Source organism: Kitasatospora sp. NPDC059408, assembly GCF_042751525.1.
Lineage (GTDB): Bacteria > Actinomycetota > Actinomycetes > Streptomycetales > Streptomycetaceae > Kitasatospora.
In genome coordinates this window covers 1-19275 of record NZ_JBHYWI010000027.1, presented here as the reverse complement: position 1 = coordinate 19275, position 19275 = coordinate 1, and the positions used below count along the sequence as shown (strand labels likewise).

Genomic DNA, 19275 nt, shown 5'->3' with positions numbered 1-19275 from the left:
CGAGAACCGGGCCCTGTCCGGCGGGTTGGTCCCGTAGCGTTTGCCCTCCGAAGTGTGGACTTGGGGAGGGTCTTGTGAAGTCTCGGATGGCGAAGGTGCGTTGGGTGGGTGCTCTGGCCGCGGCGGGGGCGCTGGTGGTGGCCGGGGCCGGTAGCGCAGGGGCGGACGGGACGGACGACGGCTCCGGCGGGCCGGTGCGGGGTGTGCCGCGGACCGTCGAGCTGGGTACGTCGCCGGCCTCGGTGGCGGTCACTCCGGACGGGCGCAAGGCGTACGTCTCGGTCAAGGACGGCACGCACGGCGCCAGGCTGAAGGTGGTCGACACCCGGAGCGGGGCCGTCACCGCCACGGTGACGCTGACCACCGGGTTCGGGGCCGACGCCGGGCCGGTGACGCTCAGTCCGGACGGCTCGCGCGCCTACGTGCTGTTCGGGACGAGCCGCAAGGTGCCGCTGTCCGTGCTGGGCACCGTCGACACGGCCACCGACACCCTCGTCTCCAGCACGGACGCCCCCGACCAGCCGCGCCCCGACGGCACCAGCCCCGGGGGCCTCGGCTCGCTGGCGGTGAGCCCGGACGGGTCGCGGGTCTACGTCACCCAGGACGGGCCCGCGGCCTTCCACCGTCCGCCCCAGGAGGGCGCCCGCGTCCTGGAGTTCTCGCCGCAGCAGCAGGCGTACACGGCCGCCGTGCCGGTGCCCGGCCACTACCTGGGGTCGGTCGTGGCGCGGGCCTGCGGCGACGACGCGTACGTCGGCACCGACGAGGGCCTGGTCCACCTGGACACCGGCGCCGAGCCCCCGGCCGTGGCCGGGACCGTCGCCGCCACCGCCGGCACCGTCGTCGCGCTGGCCCTCTCCCCCGACGGCACCCGCCTGTACGGAGTGGGCGACACCGGCACGGGCTACACCGTCGACACCGCCACCGACACCGTCACCGCGACCACGAACATCGCCCCCGGCCAGCGGCTGGAGAACCCGTCGGTGAGCGCGGACGGCACCCGGCTCTACGCCATCGCGCAGCAGTCGGCGGTCCTGTCCGTCGACACCGCCACCGGTGCCCCCGTCCCCGGCGAGGGCGTCGGCGGCCTCGCCTACGTGACGGGCCTGGCGGTCGGGCCCGACGCCCACACCTTCTACGTCGCCGGCAACGGCAGCCTGCGGATCATCGGGTACTGACCCGCGCCGCGCCACCACGCCACGTCACCGGGCTGCGGCCGCCTGCGCGCGCAGGAGCTTCTTGTCGGGCTTGCCCGCGTCGGTGAGCGGCAGCTCGGTCAGGAAGGTGACGTGGGCCGGCTCGTGCAGCGGGCCGCGCCGGGTGCGCACCAGGGCGCGCAGCTCCTGCGGGTCGGGGCGGCTGCCGGGGACGGGGACGACGACGGCGTGGACGCGTTCGATCCGGTTGGCGTCGGGGGCGCCGAAGACCGCGCTCTGGTGCACCCGGGGGTGGGAGTTGAGGATGTCCTCCACCTCGGAGGTGTAGACGTGGCCGGCGCCGGTGTTGATGAGGTCCTTCAGCCGGTCGACGATGTAGAGGTAGCCCTCGTCGTCCAGGTGGCCGACGTCGCCGCTGTGCAGCCAGCCGTCCCTGAGGGCGGCGGCGGTCAGGTCGGGCTGCTTCCAGTAGCCCCGCATCAGGCTGTCGGAGGCGATGCACACCTCGCCGTGCCGGCCGGCCGGCAGGTCGCGGCCCTGCTCGTCGCGGATCGCGACCCGGTAGCCGGGGGCGATCCGGCCCACCGAGTGCAGCAGGTGCGGGCGGGCCGGGTCGTGGTCGCCGGTGTCCAGGACGCTGACGATGCCCGCCTCGTGCTGCCCGTACAGCTGGACGAGGACCGGGCCGAAGCGGCGCAGCGCGTCGGTCAGGCGGGCCGGTGAGGCCTGGCAGCCGCCGTAGGTGAGGCGGCGCAGGCTGGTGGTGTCGGTGTGCGCGGAGTCCGGGTGGTCCAGCAGCCGGTAGAGCAGCGGGGGCATCAGGAAGACGTCGGTGATGCGTTCGTGCTCGATGGCGGCGAGGACGGTGGCCGGCTCGAAGCCGTCGAGGAGCACCGCGCTGCCGCCGGCCCGCAGCACCTTGTCGGTCAGCTGGCCGGCGGCGTGGGCGATGGTGGTGCACACCAGCAGGCGCGGCGGGCCGGCCGGGTCGTCGGCGGGCAGGTCGGGGCCGAAGCGGCGGACCTGTCCGTAGGTGACGCAGATGCCCTTGGAGTGGCCGGTGGTGCCGCCGGAGTGGCGGATGGTGCGCACGTCGTCGGGGCGGGCGCGGCTGGTGAACGGTTCGGCGCTCTCGGCGGCGGCGAGGGCCAGCAGGTCCGTGGCCCCTTCGGCAGGACCGAGGGCGAGGACGGCCTCGACGGGGGTCCGCGCGGTGATCGCGGCGGCGCGCTCGGCGTGTTCGGGGTCGACGATCAGCGTGTGGGTCTCGACGTCGCGGACCATGGCGGCCTGGGTGTCGGCCGGCAGCCGGGTGTAGAGCTGGTCGGTGCGGCAGCCGACCAGGTTGGCGGCGTAGCGCGCGGCGATCGCCTCGGGCCGGTTGCCGGTCAGCAGGGTGACGGTGTGGTGGCGGTCGACGCCGCGGGCGCGCAGGGCGCGGGCGAGCCGGTGGGTGAGGTCGCGCAGCTGCCCGGTGGTGGTGACGCGTCCGTGGTGGAGCAGGACCGGGCGGGCGGGGTCGGTGGCCAACTCGTCGAGGATGTCGACGACTTCGGTGCGGAAGGGCGGGGTGGTCGGCATGTGTTCTGCGCCTCGGGTCAGTGGTGGGCGAGGGGGCGCGCGTCGACGGTGTGGTGCTCTTCGGTGAGCAGGGAGTGGGCGAGCACGCTGTAGAGCGTGTCGTTGGGTCCGTCGGCGATGCGCAGCCCGCGGATGTCGCGCAGGCGCTTCTCCTGGGGGGTCTGCTTGGTGTAGCCCTCGCTGCCGTGCAGCTGGAGGGCGAGGTCGACGGCGCGGTAGGCGGTGTCGGTGGCCAGGGCCTTGGCGGCGGAGCAGGCGGCGACGTCGGTCTCGCCCTGGTCGATGCGCTCCAGCAGGGCGAAGCACCACGCGGTGGCGGCCTCGACCTGGGCGGCGGCGGTGCCCAGGCGGGCGGCGACGGAGGGGATCGCGGCGAGCGGCATCCGGGCGACGGTGCGGGCGCGGGTGCGGGCCGCGGACTCCTGGATCGCGGCGGCGGCCGCGCCCAGGCAGACCAGGGACATCATCAGGCGCCAGGCGGAGAAGTGCGCGTCGAAGATCCGGCGGCCGTCGCCGGGGGCGCCGAGCAGGCGGTCCTTGTCCAGGCGGACGTCGACGAAGTGCAGGTGGCCGAAGCTCCAGCCGCGCATGCCCATCGGGTCGGTGGTGTCGGTGAGCACCCCGGCGGCGTCCATCGGGACCCACACGGCGGACAGCGGCACGTCGCGCAGGTCGGTGCTCTCCAGGTCGGCGCGGTCGACGAGTTTGGCGAAGACGACGAAGCCGTACGCCTCCTCGACCCGACTGATCAGGCCCTTGGAGCCGGAGAGCGTGTAGTGGTCGCCGTGGTCGACCAGGACGGTCCGGAAGCCCCGCAGGTCCGAGCCCGAGTGCGGCTCGCTGGAGGCGATGCCGGCCAGCTTGCCCGCGCCGACGACCTGTTCGCGGGTGTCGCGGACGAGCGCGGGCGAGCCGTGGCGCAGCGGCATCGCGGCGTGGCCGGTGCTGAAGATCTCGCGGGCGTCGCAGTCGCGCTGCCCGGCGAGGAACATGGCCATGCCCTGGGCGACGCGTCCGGTCGCGCCCGGTGCGTCCGGTCCGCCCGGTCCGCCCGGTCCGCCCGGGGCTTCGATGTCGATGCCGGTGAGTCCGGCGGCGGCGGCCTTGGCACGCAGGGCGAGCCAGTCGGGGCGGGGGTCGCCCTCGCGGACGGGTGCGGGCAGGTGGGTGTCCAGGAAGGCGGTCAACCTGGCTTCGAGTTCGAGGAGTTCGGGGTGACGGAGCAGGAGCGGGCTGATGCCGGTGACGGGCATGGGTGGGCTTCGTCCTTGCGGAGTGGGTCGGCTGGAGGTCTTCGGAGGCTGAGCGGTCAGAGGCTGAGCGCGGCGGGCGGCCCGGGGGTAGTCAGAGGCTGAGCGCGGCGGGCGGCTGGGTGCGCACGGCGTCGTTGAGCTTGGCCTTGTCGTGGCGCTCGCCCTTCTTCAGGTGCTTGATCACCAGCAGGCAGGGCAGTCCGAAGGTGCCGCCGGCGAACTCGCGCGGGCGGCTGCCCGGGACGGCGACCGTCCACGGCGGCACCTCGCCGCGGCTCAGCTCCTCGCCGGTGGCGGCGTCGATGACGGGGATCGTGTCGGTCAGCAGGGCACCGGCGCCCAGCAGCGCGCCCTCGCCGACCCGGGCGCCGCTGTAGACCATCGAGCGGGCGCCGATGAAGGCGTCGTCCTCGATCACCACGGGCTTGGCCATCGGAGGTTCGATCATGCCGCCGAGCCCGACGCCCCCGGACAGGTGGACGTTGCGGCCGATCTGGGCGCAGGAGCCGATGCCGACCCAGGAGTCGACCAGGGTGCCCTCGCCGACGTAGGAGCCGATGCCGATGTGGCTGGGCATCACCACCACGCCGGGCTCCTGGAAGCTGCCGCGCCGGATCACCGCGCCCGGCGACACCTGGACCCCGTCGATCGTGCTCTTCAGCGGGATCTTGTCGGCGCAGTGGAACGGGCCGAACTGCGAGGGCTGCGGCGCGGCCTGCTTGTAGAGCAGCAGGATCGCGTTCTTCAGCCACTCGTGCACGACGAACTCGCGTCCGACGCCGTCCGGCTCGGCCACCCGCGCGCGGCCGGTGTCGAGCAGACCGATCGCGGCGTCGACGGCCGCCACCGCCTCGGCGGACTGCAGCGACACCTCGTCGCGGCGCAGCCACAGCTCTTCGAGTTCGCTCTGCAGGCTCGTCACATCGATGCCGCGATTGCCCATTGCCATTCCCCGCTCAACAGATCGTCCAGGTTTTCCAGGTCGGGAGCCGGCCCGCACGAGATTCCCCCGGGTGCGGTCTCCGGCTGCGCCGCGCGGCGCCGGGTCACTCCCCCGGGGCGTCCGCGCGCGACAACGGCACGCCGAGTTACCTTCCGGTAACGGCGCGCCGAAGTCACCCTGACATACCTGCGATTCGTAGATCAAATCGTGCATGTAGGCACAGATGTTAAGGTTGAAAAGTAAATTTTTGCCCTGATCATAGGGCTGCTTGGGGGTGGGCGGACCAGGCTCAGGCCGGGGGCCGCCGGCTCGGCAGGGCCCCCCGCCCCGGCAGGGCCGGGCGTCCCGTCAGGCGCAGGGTGTCGGCCTCCAGGTACCGGCGGGAGTTGCAGCCCCACTCCAGGTTGCCGCGCATCCACGCCTTCAGTCCGTCGGTGAACGTGCCGACGGCGGCCCGGTCGGCCTCCCCCAGCCCGTGCCAGCTGCCGCACAGCGCGGTGAGCGACTCCTCGGCGCGCAGGAAGACCGCGACGTCCCGGGCGACCTTGCGGTACACGTGGTCGATCGCGTCCTGCATCCCGCAGCCCAGCTCGCGGCCCACCGCCAGCACGCCGTTGGTGACCTCCCCGACGGCCAGCTCCTTGCGCAGCGACAGGACGTCGTTCACCCAGACGACCACGTCGGCCGCCTTGTTGACCATCGTGCGCAGCTGCTCGGACTCGTGGAGCAGCGCCGGGACCTCCTGGCCGGCCGCGTACTCCAGCAGGTCCAGGGAGGGGGTGATGCCGCCGGAGGCGCGGCGCAGCTGGGTGTAGCCGCTGAGGGCGGGGACGTGCCGGCGCTCGCGGTTGGCCGCCTCGTAGCGGAAGGCGTCGAGGAACTGGCCCATGTGGCCGATGAACCGCAGCTGCCACTGGAGGCTCTGGCAGCCGGCCAGGCCGCGCCACACCTCGGCGAGTTCGGCGGCGAGCGGGGGCATGCTGCGGGCGCGGGCGGTCCGCCGGTTTCCCCCCGCCGACGATCCGTCAGGGATCATCGGGAGGGCGGCGAGCATCCGCAGGGTGGTGCGGGTGTGGCCGGCGGCCCGTGCGGCCTTGGCGCACTCGCGGCCGTCGTAGAGGTCGTCGATGACGAAGGCCCAGGTGAACCAGCCGGCGAGGGGGGCGAGGCGCTCGGCACGCAGGTGCGGGTAGCAGCGGGCGATGAGTTCGCCGAGGTGGGTGTCGGCGAGGCGCTGGCGGGCGCGCGGGCCGTCGACCAGGCCGTAGCGGTCGGCCCACGCCAGGATGAGGCGCTCCAGTTCCTGGCGGTGGGGGGACATGCGGGGCGGCAGGCGGTACAGGACGTGGCCGGGGTCGGGCAGGAGGCGCAGGTCGCGCGGGACGGGAAGGACGGGAGTCATGCCGTGTCGGTCTCCTTCGGACGGTCCGCTGCGGCCTGGTTCAGGAGTGTCTGGCGCGCAGGCGCAGGCGCAGCGGGGCCGGGTGGATCACGGTCCAGGGGCGGGGTTCGACCAGGTGCGGCAGGACGGGTCCGGGCCTGGGCCGCAGGTGCCAGCGGGAGGCGATGACGGCGAGGGCCAGGGTGATCTCGGTGAGGGCGTAGACGTCGCCGATGCACTTGCGGGCGCCGTAGCCGAAGGGGACGTAGGCCTGGCGCGGGAGTTCGGCGCGGCGTTCGGGCGACCAGCGGCCGGGGTCGAAGCGTTCGGGGTCGGGGTAGAGGTCGGGGCGGTGGTGGAGGAGGTACGGGGAGAGCAGGACGGGGGTGCCGGGGGCGAGGTGCTCGCCGGCGAGTTCGACGGGTGCGGTGACGGTGCGGCTGTAGAACCAGGCGCTCGGGTAGTAGCGCAGCGTCTCGGCCACCACGCGGTGGGCGAGGTCGAGGCGGGCGACGTCGGCGGGGGTGAGCGCGCGGGTGTCGGCGCGCACGGGCAGGACGGCGCGGGCCTCGCGGGCGACGGCGTCGGCCAACTCCTCGTCCCGGGACAGGAAGTGCAGGGCCCAGCCGAGCGCGGAGGCGGAGGTGCCGATGCCGCCGGTGAGCATGGTGACGACCTGGTCGCGCATCTCGCGGTCGGTCAGCCCCTCGCCGATCATGAGGGCGAGGAGGTCGTCCTTGGTGCCGTCGCCGGCGCTCCGGCGGGCGGCGACGGCGCCGTCGACCTCCCGGCTCACCGTGCGGCAGGCGTGGCGGAAGCGGCGGTTGCCCGGTGTCGGCAGCCGGTCGAGCAGGGTGAACGGGTAGCGCATCTGCCGGCCGATGCCCGCGTGGAAGTCCGGGTAGACGGCGGCGATCCGGGCCACCGCGGCGGAGGAGCCGTCCGCGGAGAACATCGTGCGGGTGATGATCCGGGCGATCAGCGGGTAGGCGTGCCGCTCGACGTCGATCACGGCGCCGTCCGACCAGCCGCCCGCGGTGGCGAGGACCTCCTCCAGCATCACCCCCAGGTACCGCCCGAAGGCCTCCGCCCGGAAGGCGGGCTGGAGTTGACGGCGCTGACGCCGGTGCACGTCGCGCGGCGTGGAGCCCAGCCCGTCCCCGAGGAAGGGCCGCAGCTTGTCGAAGAGCGGCCCGCCCTTGTCGAAGTGCCGGCTGTCGGTGAGGACGTGCTGGAACAGCTCCGGCGTGCACACCATCACCGCCCGCTGCGGCCCGAGCCGCAGCTCGACGAGGTCTCCGTGCGCGGGCAGCGAGCGCAGGAACGGCAGCGGATCACGGAACAGCGCCGGAACGTGCCCGAGCAACGGAACCGCCCCGGGCGCCCGCCCGGCACGGTGAACGGGCGCGGCGGTCACGGCAGGTGCAGTCATGTCTCCCCATTCGACGACGACCAGGACCCCGGCCGGCCGGGACGAGACCCCGGCCGCCGGAAGGCAGTCAATCTGGCACCGCCCGAGGGGAGTTGAGAAGCCCGGACCGCCCCCGAATATCTGTACTACGACGCTTTCCAGCCGGTGCGTCACACCCTGCCACCATTTGCCCGCCCGCAGCACCCCACCACAAAGGCCCTGCCACCCCGCGACGGCGGGGTGGCAGGGCCTCGGTTGTCCCCGGACAGGGGACGCACGGTCCTACGCGGACTTGCGGAACTCGAAACTCCCCGGACGGTCGACGGAGACCGGGATGTAGTTGACGAGTGTTCTGCGGATCGAGCCAACCGCGCATTTAACCTCACGTCAATGCGCAGCCGGGTCTAGTATCCGCTTCCCAGCGGCAGGTCAGGCAGGCTCCGCAGCAGGGCCCGCACATCATTCATGGATGCACCCACCCGCGTCTCGAAGTCCCGCTCGTCACCGGTCTCAAGCGCTTCACTCATCAGTGAAACGACGAGGAAGAATTCATCCCGCGCCATCGTGACCACGATCTCCGCTCCGCGATCTTCAATCTGCATGAAATATCCTCGTATTCGGACTCTACTTTATCGAGGAATGCAATCCTCAAGGCCCCTTGAGCGCCCCGGCCGCGCACTTGAGGCGCGGCCGGGGCGATGAACACTCAGCCGAGCGGGGACTCAGCCCTTCAGCTTGGACCTGTAGGAATCCAGGATCTTCGGCCACGCGGGGCCGACTCGCAGATCGTCGTCCAGCACCAGCACCGTGGGCAGGCCCTGCGCCGCGACGCCGTAGAGCATCCGTGCGACGGAGCCCGTGAGCAGGTGGTCGTAGTGGAATGAGCCTTCGAATCCCAGCCAGGCAACCCGGGCCCCCTGCGCACAGACCTGCTCAAGGCATGCTTCGAGGTACGGCCCGAGCGGAGTGGGCAACGCACTGAAGGACAGGTCGTACTCGACCACCTGGAGGCCGGTCAGCACGTGCTCGTCGTCTTCGAGGTGGTACGTGGAGATCTGGTCCGGGGAACACCCGTCGACGTCGAAGGTGAGATCGAAGGGCTCAGCGGAGGGGGCTGCTGCAAACAGGCTGATGACAGCCTCGTCGTCATCCCACGACAGAGCCTTGAGGAGACGACTCATGAGAGCCCCCAATTGGCGATCTGACTGGGACTGGGGACCACGGCCGTAAGGACCTTGCCCGCGTACGGTCCCTCCTTCGCGACGAACAGGACGACATGCTTGCCATCGACCTTGCCGGCGAATGCCCGGGTCAACGTGTCGGACTTCGTGTCATCAAACGTCTTGGTGGGGTTCGTGAGGATGTGGCTGGTCTTCTCCTCGAACAGCTGGACGCGCTTCTGGAGACTGCCCCCGGGGGGAATCAATCCCTCCTTCTCGAGATGTCGAATGGCATGGCCTCCTCCCTTGTTCATGTTCTGGTAGGCAGTGGCCACCGTGTCCGGGGAAAACCCGCAGACTACGTCGTCGTCATTGTGCACCAAGACCGGCGTGCCGCCAGCGAGGACATAGTACGTGTGGACGGTGTTGACGGTGAGGTTGTAGGCGGGCTGGAGGGTCGTCCAGTGCCTGGTCGCGGTGATGGCCAGGGGCCGACCGGTGTCGGTGCGCAGGGTGTCGTCGGCGGTGAGGTCGGCGGCGTCGCGCCAGGCGTGTTGGTTCTCGGCCCAGAAGGGATGATGGCCGGTGGAGGTGACGGTGCCGGTTGCGTCGCTTTCGGAGACGACAGTGAGGTCGGTGAAGTCGCGGTCGTCGGGCGTGTAGATGGTGGCGTCGACCCGGCGGGGGGTGGTTTCGCCGGTTTCGGGGTCGGTGGCACGTACCTGATCGCCGATGCGGATCTCTTCGATCGGGCGGGCGGATCCGTCAGCCATGAGAACCAGGGTGCCTGCGGGGAAACTGTGCTTCTTCGGGTTCTTCCGCGTGCACGCTTCGATCAAGTTCTCAAGGTTGCGGTAGCGCGATCCTTCGATGACGCCTTCGACGCCCTCCTCGACCTTCTTGAGGATCTTGAGCTTGCCGACGGGCAGGAGCGTCGCTCCGGCGGAGATGCACTTGCCGAGTGTGGGGCTGGTGATGCAGTCCTTGACGTCGTTGAGGCCGAGGATCTCCCAGACGGCGGCATTCAGCGTGGGGTCGATCTCCGGCGGCGCGATGTAGAAGTTGCCGCCCGAGGACAGGATGCACGGCATGAGACCGCGGATCTCGTGATTGATCGGGGGTGCGCAGCGCTTCTTCGACTGCTCCTGATCCGCCCTGCGCTGTTCCTCGGCCCTCCGGTCCTCCTCAGCCTTGCGCTCTTCCTCGGCCTTCTTGCGCGCCGTGGCTTCTTCGGACTGGCGCAGCTCCAAGGTGGCCTGCCAGGCCTGGGAAGCGAGGGTGTTGGCTTCCGTCGAGCTCTTGCCCGCGGCCACGGCTGAGGCCCGGGCATTGGCTGCGGAGTCGTTGGCCTGCTCGGCGGAGGAGCGGGCGTAGGCCGCGGAGAACTTCGCCTTGGCGGCCGATTCCTCGGCGGCGGCCGCGTCACGCCTGGCGGCGGCAGAGGCGTTGCGCGCAGTGACGGCCGACTTCGCCGCCTTCGACGCGGACGCCTCGGCGCTGGTGGCGGCGGCCCCCGCATCCTGTGCGTAGCCCCGGGCCTGCTGCGCGGACTTGCCCGCCTCGGCGGCGGCCGCCTGGGCCTGTGCCGAGGCGTTGTTGGCGGTTGCCGCGGCCTGGGCCGCGATCCAGCGGTTCTCCTGGGCCTTGGCCGCGGTCTGGGAGGCCTCGGCGATCAGCCGCTGCATCTGGTTGATGTGGTTGTCGGCGAGCTGGTCCTTGCGGTCGGCCATGTACTGGCCGACCCGGACGAAGTCGTGCAGTTCGTCTGCGGGACCGGCCAGGGCGATCTTTGCGGCGGCCTTGGTCTCGGACCCGCCGTCGTTGACGAGCTTGGAGGCGATCACCCGCTCGTCGTCGTTCTGCGCGGAGTACTGGCCGCCGGCGATGAAGGCCGCCCGCGCCTTGGGGTCCTTGGCGGCCAGTGCCTCCTTGGAGGCCTGCTTCACGCCGGGCCCGCCGGCGTTGTTGATCTGGGAGACGCGGACCTGGTACTCGGTGTCCGCGGCGGCGTACCGGCCGTTGGTGTAGAAGTCCGCGACCTCCTGGTCGCTGCCCTTGAGGGCGTTCGCGGCCGCGGTGCGCACGTCCTCGTACTCGCTCTGGATGCTGAGCTGACGGACGTTCTCGCGCATCTCCCGCTGGGTGGCCTGCTTCCAACCGGTGCGCAGGTACTCCAGCATCTCGTCGTCGCCCTCGGACAGGGCGCGGGCGGCCGCCTCCTGGCTCCACGGGCCACTGCTCTTCATGGCCTTCAGGGCGAGCACACGGCCCTTGGCCGCCACGGCCTTGACGTCGACGCCGGGCTTGGCGGCCTCAGCCGCGAGGTCCGTCGCCGTGGTGTCCAGTTCCCTGGTCTCGACCATGGCCGCGGCGGCCTCCGCCGTGAACCTGTCGGCCTGGTCCTTCTGGGACTTCGCGTCCTCGATGGCGGCAGCCGTACGGGTGGCGAGGTCCTGTGCCTCGGCTTCCCGGGCGACCGTGAACACCTTCTTGGCGGTCTCGACCGCCGCGCTGGCGGCTTCGGCCGCATTCTTCGCGGCCTCGGCCTGCCGGTTCGACTCCGCGGCGTGATCGGCCGACTGGCCGGCCCGGGCGGCGGCCTGCTCGGCGGCGTTCGCGGCGTTGTTCGCGTGGGTGGCGGCCGAGTTCGCGGCGTCGCGCGCCTCGTAGGCCGCGGTGGCCGACTGGTTGGCGAGAGCCTGCGCGGCAGTGGCGGCGCGCTGGGCCTCCTTGGCGTGACGACGGGTCTCGGCGGCAGCCGAAGCGGCCTTGGCGGAGGTCACGCCGGCCGCCTTCGCGTGGGCGTTCGCGGCATCGGCGGCGTCGGAGGCGGCGAACGCGTTGGCGGTGGCGCTCAGGGACGCCCTGGCCGCCTCTCCGGCAGCCTTCGAAGCGTCACCGGCCGCACTGGCGGCCGCCGCGGACTTCGCCGCGAAGACTGCCGTCATGCGGGCGGCACCGGCAGCGTTCTTGGCGTCCTCCGCCCTGCCCGCGTCGCCGGCAGCGGCGATCGAGGCGTCGTACGCCCGGGAGGCGGCGTTCGCGGCAGCTGCCGCGGCGCTCGCCGTCTGCGCCGCGGCGAGCGCCGCGACACGGGCCGAGCGGTTCGCGGCGCTGGCCGCGCTGATGGCCTGCTGGGCTGCACCGGCCGCGGCCCGGGCGGCGTCGGCAGCCTGCTGGGCCTTGGCCGCGGCCCTCTGGGAATCGTTCTTGGCCGCCTCGGTTTCCTTGGCTGCGGCCTGGGCCGATTCCATGGCCAGGCCTGACGCCTGGACGGCCCGGGCCGAGGCCTCCTTGGCGGCTTCGGTGGAGGCCTGCGCCTGGACACCGGCCTGCTCGGCCTGGGCCGCAAGCTGCTCGATGGTGGCGTGTTCCTGGTCGCGGTTGCGGGCCACGAACTGCCCGACCTCCAGGAACTCCACGATGTCCTCGGGACTTCCCTTCAGAGCCACCTTGCCCGCAGCCTTCACCGCGGGACCGCCCGCGTTGACGATCTGCGAGACCGTGACCTGGTTGTCGGTCTCACGCTCGACGTACTGGCCGACCTTCAGGAAGTTCGCGACGTCCTCGGGAGTTCCCTTCAGGGCCTCCTTGCCGGCTTCCCTGACCCCGTATCCACCGAAGTTGATGACCCGGGACGCCTCGACACGCTGGTCGTCCTGAAGCGACGTTCTCCACCCGCCCGCCAGGAACGAGCGGAGGTCCTCAGGGGTGCCCTTGAGCGCCTGCTTCGCGGCCTCACGCACACCAGGACCGCCCACGTTGAAGATCCGGCTGACCTCGACCCGGTCGTCGTCGTTCTGGATCTCCCGCGCGGTGGAGAGGAACCTCTTCACGTCCTCGTCGGAACCCACCAACGCGGCCTCGGCAGCAGATTTGACTCCGGATCCACCCCAGCGCCAGAGATCCACGGCCGAGGCACGGTCGGTCACTGCGTACGAATCGTCATCGCCGGCTTCGGCCGCCACGGCCGGCACGCTCCCGAGCAGCCCGGCCGCGAGCGTCACCGGCAGCAGAACAGCGCATGTGCCGCGTACGCCCGGTATCGACCTCCTACGACCGGCCCGATCCGTCCCGGCGTCGCCTGGCGCTCCCCACGAGCGCAGAGGCCATTTCACAAGAAATACCTTTCAATCATTCCGGGTGACCAGAATCACAAGAGACAATCCCCCCCCCGCCGATCGGCGGGTATTCACCGAGGAATCTGACTCCCGCCCACCAGGCCCAGGCCCCCAGAGAGTCCAAACCCCCAGCCGACACACCATTCAGACGGGAACCCCGCGCCTGCGGCTTCGATCGGCGATCCATGGTCAGTCAATCATGAGGAAAATCTTACTGATACCTTACTCAAGCTTTGCCAAGGGGATTCACATCCCCCCTGCCTGATGCCCTGGAGGAAACATCATGTCGATACACGTGTCCCCGAAGCTCCTCGTCCCGGTTGCCGCGCTGGCCGCGGCCATCGGACTCACCGCTCTGACGACTGCCCAGGCCGCACCCGGCACCCCGCAGACCACGGCGCCTGCCGCGGCGGCGGCCAACGAGACGATGCCGGCCGCGGTCGAGGACTTCCTGCACCCCGGGGCCGCTCGGATCCTCCAGGAGCAGAAGATCACCCTGAAGCAGGGCGACGGCCACATCATGCTGACCGACTGCAAGTCCGCGCACGACATCATGGTCAAGTCCCGGACCGGACAGAAGGATTACTGCTTCTCGGTCAACGCCAGGCAGGGCTACCTCGCCATGGAGATTCCTGCCGCGTACGGCATCTGGACCGAGGACTACCCCGTCCAGGCCAAGATCACTTCCGGCGGCGTGGAAAGCGTTGTCAACGCCCCCAAGAACGACTACAAGCCCTTCGGCGAGGCGGGGGACGGCGGCCAGCGCTCGGTTCTCATCGAGCTGCGCGTCACCGGCTGACCCCAAAAGAACACCCCCCCCGCTTTCCCAAGGACTGAGCTCTTGTCTGGCACCACCCCGCGCACCGCGCGGATGACAGCCCTCGCCGCCGCCGTCGCGGCCGGGGCGTTCGCCGTGATTCCTGCCGCACCGGCCGGCGCCGTGGTCGGCGACGCCGGCGGCGACGGCGCGTACGGCTACACCGCCAAGCTGGCCATCGGTGACGGCCTGCGGGCCTGCACCGGCGCCCTCGTCGACCGCTACTGGGTCGTCACCGCCGCCTCGTGCTTCGCCGAGAACCCCGCCCAGCCTGCCGCGGTGCAGGCCGGCGCGCCGAAGTGGAAGACCACCGCCACCGTCAGCGGCAAGGTCGCGGACGTCGTCGAGCTGGCGCCGCGCGCCGACCGCGACCTCGTCATGGCCCGCCTGAGCGCGCCCGTCGACGGCGTCACCCCGCTCGCCCTCGCCACCGCCGTGCCCGCCGCCGGGCAGACGCTGCGCGTTCCCGGGTACGGGCGCACCAAGGACGAGTGGGTCCCGGGCACGATGCACACCGGTGTGTTCACCCTGGACTCCGTGCAGCCGGCCGGGATCGCCGTCACCGGCCAGGGCGGCGCGGCGATCTGCAAGGGCGACACCGGCGCCCCCGCCATCCGCGAGACGAACGGCAAGGCCGAACTCGTCGCCGTCGCCTCCCGCTCCTGGCAGGGCGGCTGCCTCGGCGAGACCGAGACCCGCACCGGCGCCACCGCCGAGCGTGTCGACGACCTGGCCGGCTGGGTGAAGGACCTGCGCTACCGCACCGCGGACGTCAAGTCCGGTACCCACGTGCAGATCATCGGCGCCGACAACACGCTGTGGGACACCGTCGCCGACTACAAGGCCGGCAGCTGGCTGAAGAACTGGTCGCCGGTGGGCAGCCCCGCCGTCGTCTCCGCCGCGAGCGCCGTCACCGGCGACACCGTCCACGCCTACGCCATCGGCACCGACGGCAAGGTGTACAACCACGACGGCAAGGTCGGCGGCGCCTGGACCAGGTGGGGCGAGGTGCCCGGCTTCGCCGCCGGTGCCAAGGCCGTCACCGCCGTCGCGCGCGGCAACACCGTCGACGTGATGATCATCGGCTCGGACGACAAGCTGTACAGCACCACCGCCGACTACGCGGCCGGCCAGTGGTCCGGGCGCTGGAACCTCATCGACGGCCGGCGCCTCAAGGCCGTCACCAGCAGCGCCTCCAACAACGTCGTCCACGTCTTCGGCATCGGGGAGGACGGCAAGGTCCACACCATCGAGGCCGACTACAACGCCGGCCGGTGGACCACGTGGGGCGAGGTGCCGGGCGGCGCCGCCGGTGCCAAGGCCATCACGGCCTCCGCGCGCGGCAACACCACCGACCTCATGATCATCGGTTCCGACGGCTCCCTCTACAGCACCACCGCCGACTACGCCGCCGGCAGCTGGGGCAACCGCTGGAACAAGATCTGGGACAACCGGCTCAAGGCCGTCACCAGCAGCGCCGAGGGCAACGTCGTCCACGTCTTCGCGATCAACGAGGACGACAAGGTCTACAACCTCGACGCCGACTACAACGCCGGCCAGTGGAGCAAGTGGGGCGAGGTCCCCGGCGGCGCCGCAGGCGCCAAGGCGATCACCGCCACCACCACCGGCTGACCCGGCCGCACCTGCACCGCCGGGCCGGCAGTCTCACGGCTGCCGGCCCGGCGGGCCGTCACCTCACGAACCTCCCGGAGGAAACTCCCCATGTCCCACCCGATCCCGGCCCGCCTGCGGCGCGCCGCCGTGCTGACGGCCGCCGTGGCCGCCGGCACGCTGACCACCCTCTCCCCCGCCGGCGCCGTCACCGGAGACACCGCCGCGGACGGCACGTACGCCTACACCGCCAAGCTGACCATCGGCGACACCTTCCGCGCCTGCACCGGCGCCCTCGTCGACCAGTACTGGGTGCTCACCGCCGCCTCCTGCTTCGCCGACGACCCCGCGCAGCCGGCCGCCCTCGCGGCCGGGAAGCCGAAGCAGAAGACCACCGCAGCGGTCGGCGGCAAGACCGTCGACGTCGTCGAACTGGCGCCGCGCCAGGACCGCGACCTCGTCATGGCCCGCCTGGGCGCGCCCGTGCAGAACGTGCAGCCGCTGGCGATCGCCACCGCCGCACCCGCCGCCGGGCAGACGCTGCGCGTGCCCGCCTTCGGGCGCACCAAGGACGAGTGGGTCCCGGGCACGATGCACACCGGTGCCTTCACCCTCGACAGCGTGAACCCGGCCGGGATCGGCATCACCGGCACCGGCGGCGCGGCGATCTGCAAGGGCGACACCGGCGCCCCCGCCATCCGCGAGACGAACGGCAAGGCCGAACTCGTCGCCGTCGCCTCCCGCTCCTGGCAGGGCGGCTGCCTCGGCGAGACCGAGACCCGCACCGGCGCCACCGGCACCCGCGTCGACGACATCGGGCAGTGGATCACCAAGACCAAGCACTCCACCCCGTCCGGGACGACGGTCAGCGCCTCGCCGTTCACCGTGGTCGACCCGGCCACCGGGCACCTGGTCACCTTCGTCCAGGACAGCAAGAACCACCTGTGGTCCGTCGACCCCAAGGGCGAGGGCTGGACCGATCTCGGTGCCAACGCCGCGGCGATGCCGACCACGATCGTCAACCCGGCCGACAACCACGTCATGGTGTACGTCAACGGCCAGAACAACTGGCTCTGGTCCTACGACCGCAACACCGGCAAGTGGACGCCGTTCGACCGCACCAGCGCCGGCACCGTGCTCGCCGCCGACGCCGTGCCCCGCACCGTCGTCGATCCCGCCAACGGGCACCTCGTCACCTTCGTCCGCGACACCAACAACCACCTGTGGTCCGTCGACCCGCAGGGCGAGGGCTGGCGCGACTTCGGCGCGCTCGCCGCCGGCGACCCCGCCCCCATCGTCAACCCCAACGACGGCCACATCGCCGTCTACGTCAACGGCCCCGAGAACAAGCTCCACCGGGTCGACCGCAACAGCGGCAAGGCGGACCCCTTCGTCCCGACCACCTCGGGCACCGTCCTGGCCCGCGGCGCCGTCCCGGTCACCGTCGTCGACCCCGCCAACGGCCACTTCACGACCTTCGTCCGCGACACCGCCAACCACCTGTGGTCCGTCGACCCGCTCGGCGCGGGGTGGCGCGACTGGGGCGCCAACGCCGCCACCGACCCCGGCGCGGTCGTCAACCCCGACGACAACCACGTCATGGTGTACGTCAACGGGCCGAACAACCAGCTCCACTCGCTCGACTACAGCGCCGGCAAGTGGACGCCGTTCATCCCCACCCCCGCCGGCACCGTCCTCGCCACCGACACCAGCCCCCACACCGTCCCCGACCCCGCCAACGGACACCTGACCACCTTCGTCCGCGACACCAACAACACACTGTGGTCCGTCGACCCCCGCGGCCCCGGCTGGACCCGCTTCCACGGCGGCCCCTCCGCTCCCTGACCGGCCTGCGCCCTGCGCCCTGGCGGACTCTTCGGTCCGTCAGGGCCTCCCGGGCGCATCCGCCTTGCCCGAACCGTCACCGTCCGAGACCTCTCGAGGAACCCCTCCATGCCCCACACCATCTCGTCCCGTCCGCGGCGGGCGGCCGTGCTCACGGCGGCCGTGGCCGCCGGCACGCTGGCCACCCTCTCCCCGGCCGGGGCCGTCGTCGGCGACCCCGCCGCGGACGGCGCCTACGCCTACACCGCCAAGCTCGCCATCGGCGACAACTTCCGTACCTGCACCGGCGCGCTGGTGGACCCGTACCTGGTCGTCACCGCCGCGAGCTGCTTCTCCGACGACCCCGCCCAGCCGCAGGCGCTGAAGGCCGGCGCGCCGAAGTGGAAGACCACCGCGACCATCGCCGGCAAGGCCGTCGACGTCGCCTCGCTCACGCCGCGCGCCGACCGCGACCTCGTCGTGGCCCGCCTCGCCGCGCCCGTGCAGGGCGTCGCGCCGCTCGCCCTCGCGTCGGCCGCACCCACGTCCGGTGAGAAGCTGCGCGTTCCCGGGTACGGGCGCACCAAGGACGAGTGGGTCCCGGGCACGATGCACACCGGTGCCTTCACCCTCGACAGCGTGAGCACGGCCGGGATCGCCGTCACCGGGCAGGGCGGCGCCGCGATCTGCAAGGGCGACACCGGCGCCCCCGCCATCCGCGAGACGAACGGCAAGGCCGAACTCGTCGCCGTCGCCTCCCGCTCCTGGCAGGGCGGCTGCCTCGGCGAGACCGAGACCCGCACCGGCGCCACCGGCACCCGCACCGACGACCTCTCCGGGTGGGTGCAGCAGGTGCGCTACGCCGCCGCGAACGCCGTCGCGCCGACCGCCGGTGCGGTGTACGACCCGGTCAAGCAGACGTCCACGGTGTTCACCGTCGACGCCGACGGCCGTGTCGTGGGCGCGTACAACATCAACGGTCAGGGCTGGAGTTCCTGGTCGCGGATCAGCGAACGGCCGGCCGGCACCAAGCCGTTCGTGGGTTCGCCCACCGCCCTCTACAACCCCGCCACCGCCGCGATCGAGCTGTACGCCGTCGACAGCGACGGCCTCATGTGGCGCACCTACTACCTGGCCGACGCCCAGGGCTGGCGCCCCTGGACCGGCACGGGCACGACGAAGTTCACCGGCAGCGCCACCGCCGTCTACAACCCCGACACCAAGACCGCCGAGGTCTTCGCCACCACCGCCGACGGCCCCGTCGCGCACACCTACTACACCCCGGGCATGACCGGCTGGAGCGACTGGACCACCATCTACGACCGGAAGTTCAACGCCACCCCCGGCGCGATCTACAACCCGGCCACCGGCGCGATCGAGCTGTTCGCGGTCGGACGCGACAACAGCACGATGTACCACACCTACTGGTTCAACGACGGCAAGCCGTGGAGCGACTGGCTCCCCCTGGACGGGGCCGCCGTCACCGGCAGCCCGAGCCTGGTCTACAACCCCTCCACCAAGACCGCCGAGGTCTTCGCCACCACCGCCGACGGCCCCATCGCCCACCGCTACTACACCCCCGGCATGACCAACTGGAGCAACTGGGCCACCATCAACGGCGACTACCGCTTCGCGAGCGCCCCGAGCGCCGTCTACAACCCGGCCACCGACGCGATCGAGCTGTTCGCCACCGGCCGCGACACCGCCCTCTACCACGCCTACTGGTTCAACAACGGCAAGCCATGGAGCGCCTGGGAGACCCTCGGGAACTGGAAGTTCTCCGGCCGGATCCCGACCACGCTCTTCAGCGCCTCCGCCAACACCGTGGACCTCTTCGCCGCCGGCGCCGACGGCGCCGTGAACCACACCTCCTACAAGCCCGGCATGCCCAAGTGGGCCCCCCTGGACACCCTGCCCGGCACCACCCTGCCCACCGGCTGACGACACGGACGAGCCCGTCCGGCAGGCCTCGTCCGACTGCGCCGAAATGAGGGACAAGGACACCTGTTCCCTGAC

13 protein-coding genes are annotated in these 19275 nt (G+C 71.7%); 5 read left to right on the top strand and 8 right to left on the bottom strand.

The window, feature by feature from the left end:
- Positions 1-104 precede the first annotated feature (104 nt).
- Positions 105-1178, top strand: a complete 1074-nt coding sequence (locus ACFXDE_RS19490; RefSeq protein WP_380495846.1) for a hypothetical protein — start codon at positions 105-107, stop codon at positions 1176-1178.
- A gap of 24 nt (positions 1179-1202) precedes the next feature.
- On the opposite strand, the gene ACFXDE_RS19485 is transcribed toward ACFXDE_RS19490, so the two are convergent.
- From ACFXDE_RS19485 to ACFXDE_RS19450, 8 genes are all read right to left on the bottom strand, one after another.
- A complete protein-coding gene (locus tag ACFXDE_RS19485) occupies positions 1203-2738 on the bottom strand; it encodes an AMP-binding protein (protein WP_380495843.1) in 1536 nt (511 codons plus the stop codon).
- A gap of 17 nt (positions 2739-2755) precedes the next feature.
- Positions 2756-3991, bottom strand: a complete 1236-nt coding sequence (locus ACFXDE_RS19480) for an acyl-CoA dehydrogenase family protein (protein WP_380495841.1) — start codon at positions 3989-3991, stop codon at positions 2756-2758.
- Between the two features lie 91 nt (positions 3992-4082).
- Complete coding sequence (locus tag ACFXDE_RS19475; protein ID WP_380495839.1) at positions 4083-4934, bottom strand: 2,3,4,5-tetrahydropyridine-2,6-dicarboxylate N-succinyltransferase; 852 nt, start codon at positions 4932-4934, stop codon at positions 4083-4085.
- A gap of 289 nt (positions 4935-5223) precedes the next feature.
- Entirely contained in the window at positions 5224-6336 is a 1113-nt protein-coding gene (locus ACFXDE_RS19470; protein ID WP_380495837.1) for a hypothetical protein, read from the bottom strand.
- Between the two features lie 40 nt (positions 6337-6376).
- Positions 6377-7747: a cytochrome P450 gene (locus tag ACFXDE_RS19465; RefSeq protein ID WP_380495835.1), complete on the bottom strand. Its 1371-nt coding sequence runs from the start codon at positions 7745-7747 to the stop codon at positions 6377-6379.
- Positions 7748-8130: 383 nt separating this feature from the next.
- The gene (locus tag ACFXDE_RS19460) at positions 8131-8328 is read right to left on the bottom strand and encodes a hypothetical protein (RefSeq protein WP_380495833.1); all 198 of its coding nucleotides are present in this window, start codon (positions 8326-8328) and stop codon (positions 8131-8133) included.
- A 120-nt stretch (positions 8329-8448) separates the two neighbouring features.
- The gene (locus tag ACFXDE_RS19455; RefSeq protein ID WP_380495831.1) at positions 8449-8907 is read right to left on the bottom strand and encodes a hypothetical protein; all 459 of its coding nucleotides are present in this window, start codon (positions 8905-8907) and stop codon (positions 8449-8451) included.
- Positions 8904-12893, bottom strand: coding sequence for a polymorphic toxin-type HINT domain-containing protein (locus ACFXDE_RS19450; RefSeq protein ID WP_380495829.1), 3990 nt, complete (start codon positions 12891-12893; stop codon positions 8904-8906). Before ACFXDE_RS19450 ends, ACFXDE_RS19455 begins: the two co-directional genes overlap by 4 nt.
- Before the next feature lie 397 nt (positions 12894-13290).
- Between ACFXDE_RS19450 and ACFXDE_RS19445 the strand changes: the two genes are divergently transcribed.
- The 4 genes from ACFXDE_RS19445 (at position 13291) to ACFXDE_RS19430 (ending at position 19200) form a co-directional block, all read left to right on the top strand.
- A complete protein-coding gene (locus tag ACFXDE_RS19445; RefSeq protein ID WP_380495827.1) occupies positions 13291-13806 on the top strand; it encodes a hypothetical protein in 516 nt (171 codons plus the stop codon).
- A 42-nt stretch (positions 13807-13848) separates the two neighbouring features.
- Positions 13849-15456: a trypsin-like serine protease gene (locus ACFXDE_RS19440; RefSeq protein WP_380495824.1), complete on the top strand. Its 1608-nt coding sequence runs from the start codon at positions 13849-13851 to the stop codon at positions 15454-15456.
- A 90-nt stretch (positions 15457-15546) separates the two neighbouring features.
- On the top strand, positions 15547-17280 hold the full coding sequence (locus ACFXDE_RS19435; protein ID WP_380495822.1) for a trypsin-like serine protease: 1734 nt from the start codon (positions 15547-15549) through the stop codon (positions 17278-17280).
- Between the two features lie 108 nt (positions 17281-17388).
- Positions 17389-19200 (top strand): trypsin-like serine protease, encoded by a 1812-nt coding sequence (locus tag ACFXDE_RS19430; RefSeq protein WP_380495820.1) that lies wholly within the window; start codon positions 17389-17391, stop codon positions 19198-19200.
- Positions 19201-19275 lie beyond the last annotated feature (75 nt).